The following is a 16,757-nucleotide window of genomic DNA, read 5'->3' on the forward strand; positions in this document are numbered from 1 at the left end:
GGCAGGCCGGGCGTTGACCCAAGTCTAGCAGGATGTGACGGCCTGTCAGTGACTGCCGGTGGCCGGGCCTGGGGCGGCCGTGGCCGGCTCCTCTTCGGGCAGGTCCAGGCTGTAGGTGCAGCCGGCCAGGGTCTTGCCGGGGTGGGAGGCCACGGTGGAGACACTGAGGATGATCGACTCGATCTGGGCCTCGCCGGTCCTCGGGTCGGTCACATCGCGGCTGACCACCTCGCGGCCGGCCATGAACTTGCCGTCCTGGTCGTAGCCCGTCTCCAGCGCCAGGCGCTTGGCCAGCGGGCGTGGGTCGGCCTGGTCGAGGACGGCCATGACGCTGGCACCCGCCACCGCCACCCGCTCGGTGTTCACGCCGAATACGCTGATCGGCTGGGCCAACCGGTATTCGCTCATGAACTGGTTGCCCTGCGGCAGCGGCTGCAGGCCCTGGGCCACGGCCTTCAGCGGGTCGGACAGCAATGGTGCCAGCGCGGCCTGGTCGGCCACGCCCTGGCGGCATTCGATCAGGGCCGGGAGGTCCAGGCTGGAGGCGAAGGCGGAGGGAGCGGCGAGGGCACAGAGCAGGGGCAGGCAGCAGCGCAGTGACACGGTCGGTTTCCGCAGGCGAAGGGCCGCCATCATAGCCCCGGCGAGCGCCTGAACAGCCCGCTGAGAAGGCGCAGGAAACCGGTCATCGCCAGCCGCACGACCATCAGTGAGAGGGTCAGCACGACCGCAAGCATGGCGACCTGCATCGATTGCCCCGCGATGCGCGCCACCGCCGGCCACAGGCCCGGGCTGGTCAGCCAGGGCATCAGTTCCGCTGCGGCGGTCCTGCCCACTTTCATGTAGATCACGGCCAGCACGAACAGCACCAGCAGCGAGGTGCGGCTGGCATGGAAGAACGGGAGCGCGTTGACCGGCCTGCCAAGCCGCTGCTGCAGCAGCGTTCGCCACAGCACCGGCAGGGTCAAGGCACCGACCAGTACCAGTACCATCGACGTTTCCCACAGCCCGGGCAGGTGGGCGGGTTCCGCTCTATCTGTGAGGTGGGGGCCGATCATGCCGATCGCCAGCCCGGCCAGCAGGCACACGGGCGAGAGCAGGGCCAGGCTACGCAGCAGCCAGTGCCTGCCGCTCGGGTCGCGGGCGCTGAGGCGGCGCACGGTGTAAGCGCCCAGCACCAGCAGGGTGGCGAACAGGCCGGCGCCCATCGCAAACGTCGTGAAGCTGTTCCCTGGGTTCATCCTTTTTCCTTCCGCGTCCTGGCCGGTGTTGAACAGTAGCTCATGGCACTCCAGCCGTGGCGCAGTCAGGGCGGATTCCAGCGCGTGGCCGCCGGGTACCAGCGCAGCCTGACCGGGTAGCCCAGTCGCGCCTGCAGGTGGTCACGCACGGCCGCCGCCGTCGCGCGGTTGGCTGGGGTATCCCGCAGCTCCACCTCCAGCTCCCCGGTCGTGACATCCAGGCCATAGCCGAACAGGTCAGGCAGCTGGGCCCGCAACCAGTCCCGCTGTGCGCGCAGGCGGCGCGTCATCTCCGCTTCGGTCATCGCGGCGCCGGTGATGTAGCGCACACGTTGCGGGCCATCCGCCCCTGGATGTGTCTCATCCGCCTCGGGTGCGGCGCCTGCCAGTCGCACGACAACGTTCCAGCCCCTCGCATTGTCCACCCAGATGCCGGCCAGACGTGCCGCGTGCCGCGCTTCCAAGCGCTCGATCAGTGCCCGTTGCTGGGCAGTGGCGACGATGTTGCGGGTGTCGCGCTCGCTGCTGCCGAAGAACGCCCGTAGTTCGGCGATCTTTGCGGCGATGTCGGCCTCGCTGTCGCTGGTGGGGAACGGTGAGGGACGGTCAGGATCGGGCATCAGGCCTGCCCCGGACTGCAGTAGCGCGGCAAGCACAAGTGCGGGCAGGGTCATGCTGCGCTCCTCTTCCGTGAGTGCGTGGGCTCGGAACAGGGCCCGGTGTCAGCGCTCGCCGGCGTAGGGGTCGGCGATGCCCAGCTCGGCCAGGATCTCCCGTTCCAGCTGCTCCATAGCCTCGGCTTCCTTGTCGTCCTCGTGGTCCCAGCCAAGCAGGTGCAGCACGCCGTGTACGGTCAGATGCGCGTAATGGGCATTGAGCGCCTTGCCCTGTTCGTCGGCCTCCCGTGCCACGACCGGAGCACAGATCACCAGGTCACCCAGCAGCGGGAACTTGACGCCCTTGGGCAGGCCTTCGGGCACTTCGGCCGGGAAGCTGAGCACGTTGGTGGCGTAGTCCTTGCCGCGGTAATGGCGGTTCAACGACTGTCCTTCCTTGGCATCGACCACGCGGATGGCCAGATCGGCCTCGCGGATGCGGCCCTTCAACGCGGCGGCCACCCACTTGCGGAAACTCACTGCCGCCGGCAGGCCGGCACGCGGCAGGGCATAACTGACGGCGACGTCCAGTCGCACGGGACCACGGGTCATGGAGTTGCTCCAGGTTGGATCTGATGCAGGTCGCGGCGGTCGTAGGCGCTGACGATGCGCGCGACCAGCGGGTGGCGGACCACGTCACGGGATTCGAAGAAGGTGAAGCTGACGCCCTCGACCTCGCGCAGCACGTCGATGGCGTCGCGCAGGCCGGACTTCACGTGCTTGGGCAGATCGGTCTGGGTCAGGTCGCCGGTGACCACCGCGGTGGAGCCGTAGCCCAGGCGGGTCAGGAACATCTTCATCTGCTCGATGGTGGTGTTCTGTGCTTCGTCCAGGATCACGAACGCATCGTTGAGCGTGCGGCCGCGCATGTAGGCCAGCGGCGCGATCTCGATGACGTTCTTCTCCAGCAGCTTGACCACCTTCTCCACGCCCATCATCTCGTACAGGGCGTCGTACAGCGGTCGCAGGTAGGGATCGACCTTCTGGCTCAGGTCGCCGGGCAGGAAGCCCAGCTTCTCGCCGGCTTCCACTGCGGGGCGGACCAGGATCAGCCGCTGCACCCGCGATTCGTTCAGTGCTTCGACTGCGCTGGCCACGGCCAGGAAGGTCTTGCCGGTGCCGGCCGGGCCGATGCCGAAGTTGATGTCGTGGGTAGCGATCTGGTGCAGGTAGCGGGCCTGGTTGGCACCGCGCCCACGTACCGTGCCGCGCTTGACCTTGATCGCCACCTCCTGTGCTTCGTAGGAGCGCTCGGCGATCTGCTCGACATTGGCCTGCGCCAGGCGCAGGTGGATGGCGTGGTTGTCGAAGGTGGTCTCGGTGGTCTCGGCGTAAAGTGCCTCGACCAGCTTCTGCGCCTCGACGATGGCCTCGTTCGGCCCGCTGATGCGGAACACGAAGCCACGGTTGGCGATTTCCACGCCGAGTTTCAGTTCGATCTGCCGCAGATGACCGTCGAACGGGCCACACAGGTTGGCCAGCCGTTCGTTGTCTTCCGGCGACAGGGTGAAGTCTCGATGCTCGATGCTTTTCATTGCTTCGGGTGGGGCGGACGCCTTCCACCGCAGTGTATTCAGGGGAGACAAGGGTAGCGCGCACACGGGGCGCGCGGCCAGCAGCGGGCCGATACGCGGTTTTCCACACCCGGTGTGGACGGGGTGCGCGAAAACCTGTGGATAGGCCCTCGCAGTGCTTGTGCCACAAGGACCATGAGGTGGTGGTGAAAAAACCGTCACGGTCGGTCGGCCCGTGTGACGGCAGCGCATGTTCCGCTGCCAGGCACCCAACACGGACACCGCCTGCCGGTTTTCCACACCGGCTGTGGAATGATGCTGAACCAAGCTGTGGATAGGTGGCGCAGAGCCTTGCGGTAAAAGGCCGGGCAGCCGGTGGTGAAAAAAACACCATGGCTGATTGCAATCATTGTGGGTGCACGGGGCGCATGGCACCGTGGCGCCGTCGCAGGAGGGGATGGCATGGACACCGGTAGCTGGACACGTGGGATCGGACTGGCAGGCCTTGCCCTGCTGGCAGGCTGTGGCAAGGCGCCTCCGGTTGCACTGGGGACACTGGAGTGGGACCGGATCACAGTGCCGGCACCGGCGGCCGAGGTGATCGCTACGGTGGATGTGCGCGAGGGCCAGCAGGTCACGGCCGGTGCCGTGCTGATGCAGCTCGACCCGGCGCGCGGCGATGCGCAGTTTGTCGCCGCCCAGGCCGACACGGTGCGCGCGCAGGCGCAGCTGGAGGAATTGAAGATCGGGCCGCGCCCGGAACAGATCGCACAGGCCCAGGCACAGCTGGCCGCGTTACGGGCGCAGTCTGCCGAAGCCAGTGCCTACTACCGCCGCGTGCAACCGCTGGCACGCCAGCGCCTGGTCGCCGCCGCCGAGCTGGACCGCGCACGGGCTGCGGCCGGCAATGCCGAAGCCAGTGCGCGTGCCGCCGAGCAGGCCTGGCTGGAGCTGGTGCATGGCAGCCGGGCGCAGGACATCGCCCAGGGCAAGGCTGCGGCTGACGCTGCGCAGGCGCAGCAGGTGGTGCAGGGCGTCAACCTGCAGAAGCTGCAGCTGCGCGCGCCCCGCGATGGCGTCGTCGATGCCTTGCCCTACCGGCAGGGCGACCAGGCGCCGATCGGCGCACCGCTGGCGGTGATGCTGGTCGGCGAGCGCCCCTATGCGCGCGTCTACCTGCCGCAGCCATTGCGGTTGCAGGTCAAGGTCGGGCAGGCCGCGCAGGTGCATCTGGAAGGGCAAAGTGTTGCGTTTAAGGGGCATGTGCGCTCGATCCGCAGCGAGCCTTCGTTTACTCCGTACTACGCACTGACCGGTGACGATGCCGCACGCCTTAGTTACCTCGCCGAGATCGAAGTGGACGGCGCCGCCGACATGCAGAAGCTGCCGGCGGGAATGCCGGTACAGGTGAGCTTCTGAACACCGGTGACGACATTGCGGTGCATGCGCAGGGCCTGACCCGCCGCTTTGGCGACCTGCTGGCCGTGGACAACGTCGACCTGACCGTACCGCGCGGACAGGTGTATGGCTTCCTGGGTCCGAACGGGTCGGGCAAGTCGACCACCATCCGCATGCTGTGCGGCCTGCTGGAACCGAGTGCCGGCCAGATCGAGGTGCTGGGCCTGGCCGTGCCGGAGCAGGCCGAAGCGCTGCGCCGGCGCATCGGCTACATGACCCAGCGTTTCTCGTTGTATGAAGACCTGTCGGTGCGCGAGAACCTGGAGTTCCTCGCCGCCATCCAGGACATGCCGCGCACGCAGGCGCGGCAGCGCGTCGATGCACTGCTGCAACAGTACCGGCTGCAGGATCGGCAGCCGCAGCTGGCTGGCACGCTCAGTGGGGGGCAGAAGCAACGCCTGGCGTTGGCCGGTGCCGTCGTGCATGCGCCAGAGCTGCTGTTCCTGGACGAGCCGACCAGCGCGGTCGATCCGGAATCGCGCCGCGATTTCTGGGAGGCCCTGTTCGAACTGGCCGATGCGGGCACCACCGTGCTGGTCTCGACCCACTACATGGATGAGGCCGAGCGCTGCCACCGGCTGGCGATCCTTGATCGTGGCGCGCTGGTGGCCGATGGCACGCCGGCCGAACTGTGTGCCCGGCTGCAAGGGCGCACGTTGCAGGTGACATCTTCTCAGCCGCGCCAGGCCAGCCGCGCGCTGGCCGAACTGCCTGGCGTGCTGAGCGTGGCACAGATCGGCACGCAGCTGCGCGTACTGTGCAGTGAAGGCGCGGCCGACATGCCCACGTTGCAGCACGCATTGGCTGGTGCCGATCCGCGGGCCCGCATCGATGCGGTGGCCCCGAACCTGGAAGACGTGTTCGTCGCTGCCACCCGCGGCCGTGGCAGGGAGCCAGCAGCATGAACCTGCGCCGGCTGTGGGCGATCATGCTCAAGGAGCTGCGCCAGCTGCGCCGCGACCGCATCACGCTGGCGATGATCGTCGGCATTCCGGTGATGCAGTTGCTGTTGTTCGGCTATGCGATCAACCTCAACCTGCGCCACCTCGATGCCGGTGTCGCCGACCAGGCCAACAGTGCGGCCTCGCGCGCGCTGGTGCAGGACATGGTCGCCACCGGCGTGGTCACGCCGCGCAGCGAAGCCTATACGCCTGACCAGCTGATGCAGGCGCTGCGCCGGGGCGAGATCAGCGTTGGCATCGTGGTGCCGGCCGATTTCGAGCGTCGCCGTTTCGATGGGCGCGAAGCGGTACAGGTGCTGGTCGATGGCAGCGACACCGTGGTGCAGAGCGCGGCGATCCAGCTGGCCCAGGTGCCGCTGGATACGCGCCCGACCAGCAATGCCCGGCCGCTGCGCGAAGGCAGCATCGCCAGTGGGCAGGTCAGCGTGACCAGCTTCTACAACCCGCAGCGGCGCTCGGCGGTGAACATCGTGCCGGGCCTGATCGGGGTGATCCTGACCATGACCCTGGTGATGTTCACGGCGGTGGCGGTGGTGCGCGAACGCGAGCGCGGCAACATGGAGCTGCTGATCGCCACGCCGGTATCGCGCAGCGAACTGATGGTGGGCAAGGTGCTCCCTTACGCAGCGATTGGCCTGCTGCAGACCACGCTGGTGCTGGTGCTGGGCACCTGGCTGTTCCAGGTGCCGATCCGCGGCAGCCTGCTGGACATCTACCTGGCCGCGGTGCTGCTGGTGCTGGCCAACCTCGCGCTGGGCCTGCTGATCTCCACGCGCGCGCGCTCGCAGTTCCAGGCGATGCAGATGACGTTGTTCCTGTTCCTGCCGTCGATCCTGCTGTCGGGTTTCATGTTCCCGTTCGCCGGCATGCCGCGGCCGGTGCAGTGGCTGGCCGAAGTACTGCCGCTGACCCATTTCCTGCGGCTGGTACGCGGCATCATGCTGCGCGGCGCCTCGTTGTGGGAGCTATGGCACGACGCACTGGCGCTGCTGGCCTTCATCGTGGTGATGATGACGCTGGCGATCCTGCGTTTCCGCAAGCGGCTGGATTGAGGCATGCCGACCAATGGTCGGCACACCCAGACCTTACTCCGCCACCACCCGCGCGCGCAGCGAATTGGTCAGCGCTTCGGTGATCACCACATCCACGAACTGGCCGATCAGCCGCGCCGGCGCCGGGAAGTTCACCGAACGCATGTTCTCGGTCTTGCCGGTCAGCTCGTTCGGGTTCTTGCGCGAGGGCCCTTCCACCAGCACGGTCTGCACGGTGCCGACCATCTTCTCGGAGATGCCGGCGGCGTGTGCATTGATGCGCTCCTGCAGGCGCGAAAGGCGCGCATGCTTTTCGGCATCGCTGATGGTGTCCTCCAGATCCGCAGCCGGGGTGCCCGGACGACGCGAATAGATGAAGGAGAAGCTGTGGTCGAAGCCGATGTCTTCGATCAGTTTCATGGTCTTCTCGAAGTCCGCATCGGTCTCGCCGGGGAAGCCGACGATGAAGTCCGAGCTGATCGAGATGTCCGGGCGCACCGCGCGCAGCTTGCGGATCTTCGACTTGAATTCCAGCGCGGTGTAGCCGCGCTTCATCGCCGACAGTACGCGGTCGCTGCCGGCCTGCACCGGCAGGTGCAGGAAGTTGGCCAGCTGCGGTACGTCGCGGAACGCATCGATCAGCGAATCGCTGAACTCCAGCGGGTGCGAGGTGGTGAAGCGGATGCGGCCAACGCCATCAATCTCGGCGATGGTGCGGATCAGCAGGCCGAGGTCGGCGAATTCGCCATCCCCATAGGGCCCGCGATAGGCGTTGACGTTCTGGCCGAGCAGGTTGATCTCGCGCACGCCCTGCGCGGCCAGCTGGGCCACTTCCACCACCACGTCCTCGAACGGGCGGCTGACTTCGGTGCCGCGGGTGTAGGGCACCACGCAGAACGAGCAGTACTTCGAGCAGCCTTCCATGATCGACACGAACGCCGAGGCGCCATCGGCGCGCGGTTCCGGCAGGCGGTCGAACTTCTCGATCTCGGGGAAGCTGATGTCCACCTGCGGGCGCTTTTGCTCGCGACGGGCGCGGATCAGCTCCGGCAGGCGGTGCAGGGTCTGCGGGCCGAACACCAGGTCGACGAACGGCGCGCGCTTGATGATCGCTTCGCCTTCCTGCGAGGCGACGCAGCCGCCCACGCCGATGATGACCTCACGGCCCTTGTTCTTCAGGCCCTTCCACACGCCGAGCTGGCTGAACACCTTCTCCTGCGCCTTCTCGCGGATGGAGCAGGTGTTGACCAGGATGACGTCGGCGTCGTCCGGGCTGTCGGTCAGTTCCAGGCCATCGCTGGCGGCGAGCACGTCGGCCATCTTGGCCGAGTCGTACTCGTTCATCTGGCAACCGTGGGTCTTGATGTACAGCTTGCCCTTGACCTGGTCGGGCTTGCGCGGACCAGCGGGCAGGGCAACGAGCGGGGTACCGCCCGGCGTGGCGGGCGGAAAGACGTCTGGCGTCCCGGTCATGGCGCTTAATCCATTCGGGTGGCGGGAAAGCCGGCAATTCTACCCGCATCCCGCGCCACCCGCCGCGCTGTGCGCTCGCGGGGCACGGCCCCGCGCTACCCGCATCCCGCCGGCCCCGGTAGCGCCGGGCGGTGCCCGGTGGGCGCCCTTACGCCGCCGCCAGCTCCGCATCGATCTGCCGGGAACGGTCGAAGGCGGTCATCGCGCTCATCCGTGCAATGTAATCAGCCGTGGCCGGCGCAGGCTGCACCAGGCCGAAGGCCGTGGTCCAGGCCAGCGCATTGCCCCACAGCACATCGGCGGCGCTCATCGTCTCGCCGAGCAGGTAGGGGCCCTGCGCCAGCTGGGCCTCGACCACCTGCAGCACGGTTTCGGCGTCGTTGTACGGCGACATCAGGCGCGGCGGCGGCTCGCGGTGCATCGCCTTGTCGATCATTGCCGGCTCGAAACAAGCACCATAGAAGGCCATCCAGCGCAGGTAGGGCCCGCGCAGGGCGTCGCCGATCGGCGGGGCCAGTCCGGCTTCCGGATACAGGTCGGCCAGGTACAGATAAATGGCCACCTGTTCGGTCACCAGCGCGCCGTTGTGGACGATGGCCGGCACCTTGCCCATCGGGTTGATGGCCAGATAGGCCGGGGCCAGGTTGGCGCCGGCCTTCAGGTCCAGCACCTGCATGCGGTAGTCGGCACCCAGCGCTTCGAGCAGGGCCACGGCGCCGCTCGAGCGGGAACGGGCGGCGTGGTACAGCGTGATCTGACGGGAATTCATGGCATTGCTCCTTGCGGTGGGTGGTGAACTGGAGGCCATCCTGGGGCACTATTGCGGACGACTTCTGTCCTCGATCCTTCATGCGCCATACCGCCCATCGACTGCTGCGCCTGATCGCCCTGCTGCAGGCCCGCCGCCAGTGGTCGGGGGCCGAGCTGGCCGAGCGCATGGGTGTGGACCGGCGCAGCATCCGTCGCGATATCGAGCGACTGCGCGAACTGGGCTATCCGGTGCAGGCCTCGGCCGGGGTAGGGGGCGGCTACCAGCTGGGGGCCGGGGCACCGGTACTGCCGATGCTGCTGGACGAGGAGGAGGCGACCACTCTGGCGATCGCGCTGCGTGCCGCGTCCGCGACCGTCGCCGGCATCGACGACACCGCCCGTGGCCTGTTGTCCAAGCTCGACCCGCTGGTGCCGACCCGTCGCCGCCAGCAGGCCGGCGAGGTGCATGCGGCGACGGCCACCCTGTCCGATCTTCCGTCCACCGATGCACGCCTGCTCGGGCGGCTGGCCCAGCACTGCCGGCAGGCGTCGCGGCTGGCCTTCGAGTACCGCAGTGCGCAGGACGCGGTCACCCAGCGCGAGGTGGAGGCCCAGCACCTGGTCAACTATGGCCGGCGCTGGTACCTGCTGGCCTGGGACCTGGGACGGCAGGACTGGCGCACCCTGCGCGTGGACCGGATGGGCGCGGTGCGCGAATGCACCGGGCCGGGCCTGCATCGGCGCACGCCAGCGCCCCCGGACGTGATGGTGCGGCAGGCAGTCAGCCAGGCGCCGTTCGCGTTGCAGGCCATCCTCCGCCTGGCCGGCAGCCACGCCGAGCTGGAAGGCCGCATCCCGCCGTGGTGTGGAGTACTGGAAGCGGATGGCCCCGACCACTGCCTGCTGCGCATGGGCGCCGAGAGCCGCGGCATGATGCTGGCGCAGATTCTCAGCCTGGACCGCATACCTGTGGCGCTTTGGACCACCCCGCCGGGGCTGCGCGACGAACTGGCACAGCGCCTGGCAGGCCTCGGCCAGCTGCTGGCTGTGCCGCCGGTCACAGGCTGAGCCACATCGCTTGGCAAGCCCCGGCGAAGCTGGGACACTCGCCGCCATGAAGGGGATACTGGGGACAACGGCGATCATCATCGCTGCGCTGACCGCTGCGCCGGCCAGCGCTGGAACCCTGTACAAGTGCCAGGGGGCGGACGGCGTCACCAGTTATGTGAGCAAGCGGGTGGTCGGCGCGCGCTGCAGCACCATCAGCTACAGCCGTGACACCCGCCCGGCGCCGCGCCCGGTTGTGGCTGCACCGAAGCCTGCGCCGACCACTGTCGCCAGCATCGAACGCAATCCGGTCGCCGTGGCGGCCAGCGCCGCTGCGCCGCCCCCGGTCGCACCGACGCCGGCTGCGCCAGCCCCGGTCGCGGCACCGGCGGCCTCGCGGGCCGGTCGCATGGTCAGCGGCCAGGTCTATTCCTTCATGAAGGATGGCGTGCGCCACTACACCAGTGCGCGGCCGACCCAGGTGGCCAACCTCGGCCCGGTGCGCACCATCCGTTACAGTTTCATGGAGCGCTGCTACGCCTGCGGCGTCAACCCGCGTGTGGACTTCGGTTCGGTGCGCTTGAACACTACCGCGTTCCAGACCGAGATCACCTCGGCCGCACGCGAGTTCGGCGTCGACGAAGCCGTGGTACGCGCCATCATCCATGCCGAGTCGGCCTACAACCCGACCGCGCTCAGCCGTGCCGGCGCGCAGGGCCTGATGCAGCTGATGCCGCCAACCGCAGCCCGCTTCGGGGTCAGCGATTCCTACGATGCCGGGCAGAACATCCGTGGTGGCGTGCAGTATCTTGCGTGGTTGCTGAAACGCTTCAATGGTGACCTGACCCTGGCCGCGGCCGGCTACAACGCCGGCGAAGGCGCGGTCGACCGCCACGGTGGCGTGCCGCCCTACAGCGAGACCCAGTACTACGTACGCCGGGTCGGGCAGCTGGCCGAACGTTACCGCACCGCATTGACGCACCAGTAGTGTTGGCCGCTGGCCGGCAATCCCAGGGCAATGGCCGGTACTGACCGGCCGCTGGCCGGCAACCCCGCAATCAATGTTGTTGCAATGCGTTGTGTGGCGCGCGACGGTTCCGCTACACTCGACCGTGATTCAATGCGGCTCTGGCCCCCACCGGATCCGCTGGCAGCCTTAAAGCTACCTAATCAATATCGGAGTGCCGGATGGCCAACGATGGGGTACACGATCCAGTCAACACCGGACGTCGGCGTTTTCTTTCTGCCACCACAGCCGTGGTGGGTGCCGTCGGCGTCGGATTCACCGCAGTTCCTTTCATCAAATCCTGGAACCCCAGTGCCCGCGCCAAGCTTGCCGGCGCACCGGTGGTGGCCGACATCAGCGCCCTGCAGGAAGGCCAACGCCTGATCGTGGAATGGCGTGGCCAGCCGATCTGGATCGTCAAGCGGTCCAAGGCCATCCTCGATGCGTTGCATGGGCTGGATGGCCGTCTCAAGGACCCCGAGTCCGGCGAGAAGGACCAGCAGCCGGACTACGTGCTGAAGCAGAACCCCGAGCTGCGCTCGATCAAGCCGGACATCTCCGTACTGGTCGGCCTGTGCACGCACCTGGGCTGCTCGCCGGAAATGGTCGCCGAGATCCGGCCTGAACCCTACGACCCGCAGTGGAAGGGCGGCTACTTCTGTCCCTGCCACAAGTCGCGCTTCGACATGTCCGGCCGCGTCTTCAAGGACGTGCCGGCGCCGATCAACCTGAAGGTGCCCGCGCACCATTACCAGGACGACAACACCATCATCATCGGTGTCGATCCGCAGGGGGCTGCCTGATGGCCAATATCCTCAGCCGTACCGCCAGCGGCGTGGCCGACTGGGTCAACGCCCGCGCGCCCGGCCTGATGCCGGTCTACCGCAAGCACGTCAGCGAGTACTACGCGCCGAAGAACTTCAACATCTGGTACTACTTCGGTTCGCTGGCGCTGCTGGTGCTGGTCAACCAGATCGTCACCGGCATCTTCCTGACGATGCACTACAAGACCAACGCCGCCGAGGCGTTCGGCTCCATTGAATACATCATGCGTGATGTGGAGTGGGGCTGGCTGATCCGCTACATGCACTCCACCGGGGCCTCGCTGTTCTTCATCGTGGTCTACCTGCACATGTTCCGCGGCCTGCTGTACGGCAGTTACCAGAAGCCACGCGAGCTGGTGTGGATCCTCGGCATGCTGATCTACCTGGTGCTGATGGCCGAAGCCTTCATGGGCTACGTGCTGCCGTGGGGCCAGATGTCGTTCTGGGGCGCCAAGGTGATCATCTCGCTGTTCGGCGCGATACCGGTGATCGGCAACGGCCTGACCGAATGGATCATGGGCGACTACCTGCCCAGTGACGCCACGCTCAACCGCTTCTTCGCGCTGCATGTCATCGCATTGCCGCTGGTGCTGTTGCTGCTGGTGGTACTGCACCTGGGTGCGCTGCACGAAGTGGGTTCGAACAACCCCGATGGCGTGGAGATCAAGAAGGGGCCGAAGGGCAACCGCTGGTCGCCGAACGCGCCGGCCGACGGCATTCCGTTCCACCCGTACTACACGCTCAAGGATGGCGTCGGTGCGGGCTTCCTGCTGATCATCGCCGCCTTCATCATCTTCTTCGCGCCCGGTTTCGGTGGCCTGTTCCTGGAGCATGACAACTTCACCGAGGCCAACCGCCTGGTGACCCCGGAACACATCAAGCCGGTCTGGTACTACACGCCGTACTACGCGATGTTGCGGGTGGTGCCGAACAAGCTGGGCGGCGTGCTGGTGATGTTCTCGGCCATCGCGATCCTGTTCCTGGTGCCGTGGCTGGACAAGGCGCGGGTGAAGTCGGTGCGCTACCGCGGCTGGATCTCGAAGGTGATGCTGGGCGTGCTGGCGGTGTGCTTCGTGTGGCTGGGCGTGATCGGCTCCGGTCCGGGCACCGACGTGCACGAAACCTACATCGGGCGGGTGCTGACCTTCCTGTACTTCGCGTTCTTCATCACCATGCCGCTATGGACACGGTTGGACAAGACCAAACCGGTACCGGAGAGGGTGACCACCCATGACTGATCGCTGGATGGTCCGGCTGGCCCTGACGGCCGCCCTGATGCTGGGCAGTTTCCTGGCCTCCGCCGCCGAAGGTGGCACCAAGCTTCTGCAGGCCGGCAACGACCTGGGTGACCGTGCCTCGCTGCAGCGCGGCGCTCAGCTGTACATGAACTACTGCTCCGGTTGCCACGCGCTGAAGTACCTGCGCTATTCGCGGATGGCGCAGGACCTGGGCCTGACCGAAGAGGAGGTGATGAACAACCTCAACTTCACCGGCTCGGCGATCGGCGACCCGATCCCGGTGGCGATGCCCAAGGAGAACGCGGAGAAGTGGTTCGGCAAGATGCCGCCGGACCTCAGCCTGATCGCGCGCGTGCGCGGCAGTGACTGGGTCTACACCTATCTCAAGTCGTTCTACCTGGACAGCAGCCGGCCGCTGGGCTGGAACAACGCGCTGTTCGCCAACGCTTCCATGCCCAACCCGCTGTGGGAGATGCAGGGCCTGCAGCATGCCGTGCATGGCAAGCCTGAAGCGCCGGGGATGGACCCGCCGGTGACCGGCCTGAGGATCGAAACGCCGGGTTCGGTCGATGCCGGGCAATACGACCAGGCCGTGCGGGACATCACCAACTTCCTCGAATATGCCGGTGAACCGGCCGCGCTCAAGCGCCAGCAGCTGGGCGTGTGGGTGATCCTGTTCCTGGCCCTGCTGACCTTCCTACTGTACCTGTTGAAGAAGGAATACTGGAAGGACGTTCACTGATTCTGCTGCCGGCCATCGCATGGGCCTATTGGCTTTTGTGATGGTCGGTTGCACACTCGGGGAGGAGTCGATCGCCGGCACGGTGCCGGCGGCGCCGATGCGGCAGGCGGTCTCCTGTCGTGGGAGAGCCTTTGATGGCGGCGAGCGTACGCATGCGCAATACACTGACGCTGTTTTCCTCGAACGACGATGTACTGTGCCACCGTGTACGTCTGGTCCTGGCGGCCAAGGGGGTCACGTTCGACTTCGTTCCGGTCGATCCGCAGAACCCGCCTGAAGACCTGATCGACCTCAATCCGTACCATTCGGTGCCGACCCTGGTCGAACGCGAGCTGGTGCTGTACGCCGCATCGGTGGTCAGCGAGTACCTGGACGAACGTTATCCGCATCCGCCGCTGATGCCGGTCGATCCGCTCTCGCGTGCACGCATCCGCCTGGCGATGCTGCGCATCGAGCACGACTGGGTGCCGCAGGTGCAGGCCATCCAGCTGGGCAACAAGACCCAGGCCGAGGCCGGTCGCAAGCGCCTGAAGGAGCTGCTGACCGCCTCGCTGCCGCTGTTCAAGGCCAGCAAGTTCTTCCTCAATCCGGAAATGAGCCTGGCCGACTGCGCGATGGCGCCGATCATCTGGCGCCTGCAGTCGCTGGATGTACCGCTGCCGAAGGACGGCAAGGCGATCGAGGATTATGGCAACCGCATCTTCCGCCACCCCGGCTTCGTCCGCAGCCTGACCGATCAGGAAAAGAAACTACGCGATCTGCCGGTCTGATCCAGCCACGCGTTACCCGTCTGCACGCCGACCGGCGTGCAGGCGATCCGCCCCGGCGGGCCGCCGGGCGCGTACACTTCACGCATGACCGAAGACTTCTTCCACATGACCAGCCACCGCCCGTACCTGCTGCGGGCGCTGGTGGAATGGATCAACGACAACCAGCTGACCCCGCACATCCTGGTCGACGCCGGCGTTCCCGGCGTGCAGGTCCCGCCTTCGGCGGTCAAGGATGGCCGGGTCGTGCTCAACATCGCCGAACGTGCTGTCGTACGGCTGATGATCGACAACGAGATGGTGAGCTTCTCGGCGCGCTTCTCCGGCACCAGCTATCCGGTACAGGTACCGATCAGCGCCGTGCTGGCCGTCTACGCCCGCGAGACCGGGCAGGGCATGGCGCTGCCGGACGATATTCCAGGCAACGACACCGCGCCGACCAGCGACGAGCTGCTGCACGATGAAGGTACGCCGCCGGACGATACGCCGCCGGCCAATCCGCCGCCCAAGGGCCGCCCGAACCTGCGCGTGGTCAAGTAATGTTTCCGACGCCGCCCCGATGGGCGGCGTTTTCCTTTGCAGGATTTACCGGTGGGTGCCGACCGTTGGTCGGCACTCAAAGCCCTTACACATCCTCGGCATCATCCACATCCGGCCGGATCTGGCTGATCCGCGCCGCCCCCGGGCCGGTGAACGAGATCAGCTGGTCGCCGCGCAGCACCATGCGGCCTACATGGCGATCGATGCCATCGTAGGAGTACTCGAACTTGAAGGTGCGCTCGAATCCGAGCCGTCCATCCTCGCCACGCGACAGTCTCAGGCCGGTGGCATGTACCGCCTGATCCAGCCATTGCACGTCGGCTGCGCGGCAGGCATTGCGCCCCAGCTCGACCGCGCGCTCGGCGGCCGAACGCGCCGCGTTCCAGAAGAAATAGATGATTCCGCCGGCAATCAGCAACAGCAGCAGGGTGGGCATGGCGTCAGCCGTCAGAGGTCGATCCCGCAAAGATGGCGGCGAACGCGCGCTGGATCAAGCGCTGCATTCACCGCCGCGTCTGCGGTTCGCTGGACATCGGCTGCGCGGGCACGATGACCGGTTGCGGTGAAGGAGTGGGTTGCAACGGCGTGGCAGTGGGCGAGGGCATTACCAGCGGTGAGGTTGCAGTCAGCTGCAGCAGGGCGGCCCAGTCCTGGCGGTTGAAACTGCATTCTTCCTCACGCCCCGGGGTGCAGCTGGGGTCGATGCCGGTGCTGTTGCGTTCGCGCGCCGGTGGCAGCTTGATCAGCCCGGTACGATCAAGCTGCAGCAACCGCATCGCCACCGTGTTCATCACGTTGCCGCCAACCAGATACAGCGTCTGGTCGCCACCGAGGTTGGCGGCCACCACCACTTCGCAATGCGATTTCCAGTGGCCCACCGAGCCATTGCCCAGTGCCTGCACCAGCCCGCTGTAGCTGAGCGTGGTGCTGCGGTCGCGCAGGAAGCACAGCAGGTCGCCGGGCGCGGGTTTGGCGGTGGCCGGGTCGACCAGCCGGTAAGGTACGCCCGAGGGGCCGCCCTGGTAGGCCGCGCGGATGTAGTCGATATGGCGTGGCGAGGTGTTGAAGCCCGGAACACCGGCACGCACCATCACCCAGGAAATGAAGGCGGCCGACCACGGGTTGTCGACCAGGAAGGCCCGGCAGTCGCTGTCGGTGTAGCGCGTGCCCAAGGGGGCCAGGCAGCTGCTGGCACCGGCGATGCTGCCCATTGCATTGAGCGTGCCGCTGTCGCGCCAGTAGCCGGCCACTCGCCGCCAGGCGATCAGGCCGTTGTCGGCCAGGTGATCGCTTTCGGCTTCGGTGACGCTGAGGCTGGCCGCACGGCCATCACGATCGATGAAGGGGCGGAACCACAACCGGTGCTCGTTGCACGCGGTGTTGCGGATGGCCACCGCCAACGGACTCAGGCCGAAGCGCGGTGGCACATCGCAGGCTTCGGCGGCAGCCGCAGACAGCGGGGTCGCGGCCAGCAGCAGGCAGGCAGGCAAGAGCATCCGGCGCATGCG

At 67.0% G+C, this 16,757-nt stretch carries 19 protein-coding genes; 10 read left to right on the top strand and 9 right to left on the bottom strand.

Going from position 1 to position 16,757, the window contains the following annotated elements; translation table 11 throughout:
* Positions 1–45: 45 nt before the first annotated feature.
* The 5 genes from AC5P57_RS03185 to AC5P57_RS03205 form a co-directional block, all read right to left on the bottom strand.
* Positions 46–633 carry a hypothetical protein gene (locus AC5P57_RS03185; RefSeq protein ID WP_262236255.1) on the bottom strand — a complete coding sequence of 196 codons (588 nt, stop codon included), beginning with the start codon at positions 631–633 and terminating at the stop codon, positions 46–48.
* Positions 633–1,241, bottom strand: coding sequence for a hypothetical protein (locus AC5P57_RS03190; RefSeq protein ID WP_262236256.1), 609 nt, complete (start codon positions 1,239–1,241; stop codon positions 633–635). Before AC5P57_RS03190 ends, AC5P57_RS03185 begins: the two co-directional genes overlap by 1 nt.
* Positions 1,242–1,306: 65 nt before the next feature.
* On the bottom strand, positions 1,307–1,915 hold the full coding sequence (locus tag AC5P57_RS03195) for a hypothetical protein (RefSeq protein ID WP_099552711.1): 609 nt from the start codon (positions 1,913–1,915) through the stop codon (positions 1,307–1,309).
* 48 nt (positions 1,916–1,963) lie between these two features.
* Positions 1,964–2,449 (bottom strand): rRNA maturation RNase YbeY, encoded by a 486-nt coding sequence (gene ybeY / locus AC5P57_RS03200; protein WP_032130232.1) that lies wholly within the window; start codon positions 2,447–2,449, stop codon positions 1,964–1,966.
* On the bottom strand, positions 2,446–3,432 hold the full coding sequence (locus tag AC5P57_RS03205) for a PhoH family protein (RefSeq protein WP_099552710.1): 987 nt from the start codon (positions 3,430–3,432) through the stop codon (positions 2,446–2,448). The genes ybeY and AC5P57_RS03205 overlap by 4 nt, the downstream gene beginning before the upstream one ends.
* Before the next feature lie 441 nt (positions 3,433–3,873).
* Here AC5P57_RS03205 and AC5P57_RS03210 point away from each other — a divergent pair, with 441 nt between their 5' ends.
* From AC5P57_RS03210 to AC5P57_RS03220, 3 genes are read left to right on the top strand one after another with little or no spacing between them, the layout of a single operon-like run.
* Positions 3,874–4,830 carry an HlyD family secretion protein gene (locus AC5P57_RS03210; protein ID WP_262236258.1) on the top strand — a complete coding sequence of 319 codons (957 nt, stop codon included), beginning with the start codon at positions 3,874–3,876 and terminating at the stop codon, positions 4,828–4,830.
* A gap of 20 nt (positions 4,831–4,850) precedes the next feature.
* The gene (locus AC5P57_RS03215) at positions 4,851–5,774 is read left to right on the top strand and encodes an ABC transporter ATP-binding protein (RefSeq protein ID WP_142807639.1); all 924 of its coding nucleotides are present in this window, start codon (positions 4,851–4,853) and stop codon (positions 5,772–5,774) included.
* Positions 5,771–6,883, top strand: a complete 1,113-nt coding sequence (locus tag AC5P57_RS03220) for an ABC transporter permease (protein WP_142807640.1) — start codon at positions 5,771–5,773, stop codon at positions 6,881–6,883. The genes AC5P57_RS03215 and AC5P57_RS03220 overlap by 4 nt, the downstream gene beginning before the upstream one ends.
* A 33-nt stretch (positions 6,884–6,916) precedes the next feature.
* On the opposite strand, the gene miaB is transcribed toward AC5P57_RS03220, so the two are convergent.
* Both miaB and AC5P57_RS03230 read right to left on the bottom strand, forming a co-directional pair.
* Positions 6,917–8,335, bottom strand: a complete 1,419-nt coding sequence (gene miaB / locus AC5P57_RS03225) for a tRNA (N6-isopentenyl adenosine(37)-C2)-methylthiotransferase MiaB (protein ID WP_004151967.1) — start codon at positions 8,333–8,335, stop codon at positions 6,917–6,919.
* Positions 8,336–8,483: 148 nt separating this feature from the next.
* Positions 8,484–9,104, bottom strand: coding sequence for a glutathione S-transferase family protein (locus AC5P57_RS03230; RefSeq protein ID WP_005415942.1), 621 nt, complete (start codon positions 9,102–9,104; stop codon positions 8,484–8,486).
* An 80-nt stretch (positions 9,105–9,184) separates the two neighbouring features.
* Here AC5P57_RS03230 and AC5P57_RS03235 point away from each other — a divergent pair, with 80 nt between their 5' ends.
* From AC5P57_RS03235 to AC5P57_RS03265, 7 genes are all read left to right on the top strand, one after another.
* Positions 9,185–10,153 (top strand): helix-turn-helix transcriptional regulator, encoded by a 969-nt coding sequence (locus AC5P57_RS03235; RefSeq protein WP_262236260.1) that lies wholly within the window; start codon positions 9,185–9,187, stop codon positions 10,151–10,153.
* A 46-nt stretch (positions 10,154–10,199) separates the two neighbouring features.
* Positions 10,200–11,120, top strand: coding sequence for a lytic transglycosylase domain-containing protein (locus AC5P57_RS03240; RefSeq protein WP_262236262.1), 921 nt, complete (start codon positions 10,200–10,202; stop codon positions 11,118–11,120).
* 200 nt (positions 11,121–11,320) lie between these two features.
* Positions 11,321–11,941, top strand: coding sequence for a ubiquinol-cytochrome c reductase iron-sulfur subunit (petA, locus tag AC5P57_RS03245; protein WP_004151998.1), 621 nt, complete (start codon positions 11,321–11,323; stop codon positions 11,939–11,941).
* Entirely contained in the window at positions 11,941–13,200 is a 1,260-nt protein-coding gene (locus AC5P57_RS03250; RefSeq protein WP_006429450.1) for a cytochrome b, read from the top strand. Before petA ends, AC5P57_RS03250 begins: the two co-directional genes overlap by 1 nt.
* Positions 13,193–13,942, top strand: coding sequence for a cytochrome c1 (locus AC5P57_RS03255; RefSeq protein ID WP_099552704.1), 750 nt, complete (start codon positions 13,193–13,195; stop codon positions 13,940–13,942). Before AC5P57_RS03250 ends, AC5P57_RS03255 begins: the two co-directional genes overlap by 8 nt.
* Positions 13,943–14,076: 134 nt before the next feature.
* Positions 14,077–14,712, top strand: a complete 636-nt coding sequence (locus AC5P57_RS03260) for a glutathione S-transferase N-terminal domain-containing protein (protein ID WP_005408842.1) — start codon at positions 14,077–14,079, stop codon at positions 14,710–14,712.
* Between the two features lie 84 nt (positions 14,713–14,796).
* Positions 14,797–15,249 carry a ClpXP protease specificity-enhancing factor gene (locus tag AC5P57_RS03265; protein ID WP_099552703.1) on the top strand — a complete coding sequence of 151 codons (453 nt, stop codon included), beginning with the start codon at positions 14,797–14,799 and terminating at the stop codon, positions 15,247–15,249.
* An 85-nt stretch (positions 15,250–15,334) separates the two neighbouring features.
* Here AC5P57_RS03265 and AC5P57_RS03270 read toward each other — a convergent pair whose 3' ends face one another.
* Complete coding sequence (locus tag AC5P57_RS03270; protein ID WP_049436544.1) at positions 15,335–15,685, bottom strand: DUF3301 domain-containing protein; 351 nt, start codon at positions 15,683–15,685, stop codon at positions 15,335–15,337.
* Positions 15,686–15,752: 67 nt separating this feature from the next.
* A complete protein-coding gene (locus AC5P57_RS03275) occupies positions 15,753–16,754 on the bottom strand; it encodes a DUF2272 domain-containing protein (protein WP_262236263.1) in 1,002 nt (333 codons plus the stop codon).
* Positions 16,755–16,757: the final 3 nt, after the last annotated feature.

The sequence above is a fragment of the Stenotrophomonas sp. YJH_SMC_79 genome, assembly GCF_059367995.1.

Excerpts from the sequence above, each read along its gene's own strand:
- AC5P57_RS03185 (WP_262236255.1), bottom strand. The coding sequence starts at position 633 with ATGGCGGCCCTTCGCCTGCGGAAACCGACCGTGTCACTGCGCTGCTGC.
- AC5P57_RS03190 (WP_262236256.1), bottom strand. The coding sequence starts at position 1,241 with ATGAACCCAGGGAACAGCTTCACGACGTTTGCGATGGGCGCCGGCCTG.
- AC5P57_RS03195 (WP_099552711.1), bottom strand. The coding sequence starts at position 1,915 with ATGACCCTGCCCGCACTTGTGCTTGCCGCGCTACTGCAGTCCGGGGCA.
- ybeY (WP_032130232.1), bottom strand. The coding sequence starts at position 2,449 with ATGACCCGTGGTCCCGTGCGACTGGACGTCGCCGTCAGTTATGCCCTG.
- AC5P57_RS03205 (WP_099552710.1), bottom strand. The coding sequence starts at position 3,432 with ATGAAAAGCATCGAGCATCGAGACTTCACCCTGTCGCCGGAAGACAAC.
- AC5P57_RS03210 (WP_262236258.1), top strand. The coding sequence starts at position 3,874 with ATGGACACCGGTAGCTGGACACGTGGGATCGGACTGGCAGGCCTTGCC.
- AC5P57_RS03220 (WP_142807640.1), top strand. The coding sequence starts at position 5,771 with ATGAACCTGCGCCGGCTGTGGGCGATCATGCTCAAGGAGCTGCGCCAG.
- miaB (WP_004151967.1), bottom strand. The coding sequence starts at position 8,335 with ATGACCGGGACGCCAGACGTCTTTCCGCCCGCCACGCCGGGCGGTACC.
- AC5P57_RS03230 (WP_005415942.1), bottom strand. The coding sequence starts at position 9,104 with ATGAATTCCCGTCAGATCACGCTGTACCACGCCGCCCGTTCCCGCTCG.
- AC5P57_RS03235 (WP_262236260.1), top strand. The coding sequence starts at position 9,185 with ATGCGCCATACCGCCCATCGACTGCTGCGCCTGATCGCCCTGCTGCAG.
- AC5P57_RS03240 (WP_262236262.1), top strand. The coding sequence starts at position 10,200 with ATGAAGGGGATACTGGGGACAACGGCGATCATCATCGCTGCGCTGACC.
- petA (WP_004151998.1), top strand. The coding sequence starts at position 11,321 with ATGGCCAACGATGGGGTACACGATCCAGTCAACACCGGACGTCGGCGT.
- AC5P57_RS03250 (WP_006429450.1), top strand. The coding sequence starts at position 11,941 with ATGGCCAATATCCTCAGCCGTACCGCCAGCGGCGTGGCCGACTGGGTC.
- AC5P57_RS03255 (WP_099552704.1), top strand. The coding sequence starts at position 13,193 with ATGACTGATCGCTGGATGGTCCGGCTGGCCCTGACGGCCGCCCTGATG.
- AC5P57_RS03260 (WP_005408842.1), top strand. The coding sequence starts at position 14,077 with ATGGCGGCGAGCGTACGCATGCGCAATACACTGACGCTGTTTTCCTCG.
- AC5P57_RS03265 (WP_099552703.1), top strand. The coding sequence starts at position 14,797 with ATGACCGAAGACTTCTTCCACATGACCAGCCACCGCCCGTACCTGCTG.
- AC5P57_RS03270 (WP_049436544.1), bottom strand. The coding sequence starts at position 15,685 with ATGCCCACCCTGCTGCTGTTGCTGATTGCCGGCGGAATCATCTATTTC.
- AC5P57_RS03275 (WP_262236263.1), bottom strand. The coding sequence starts at position 16,754 with ATGCGCCGGATGCTCTTGCCTGCCTGCCTGCTGCTGGCCGCGACCCCG.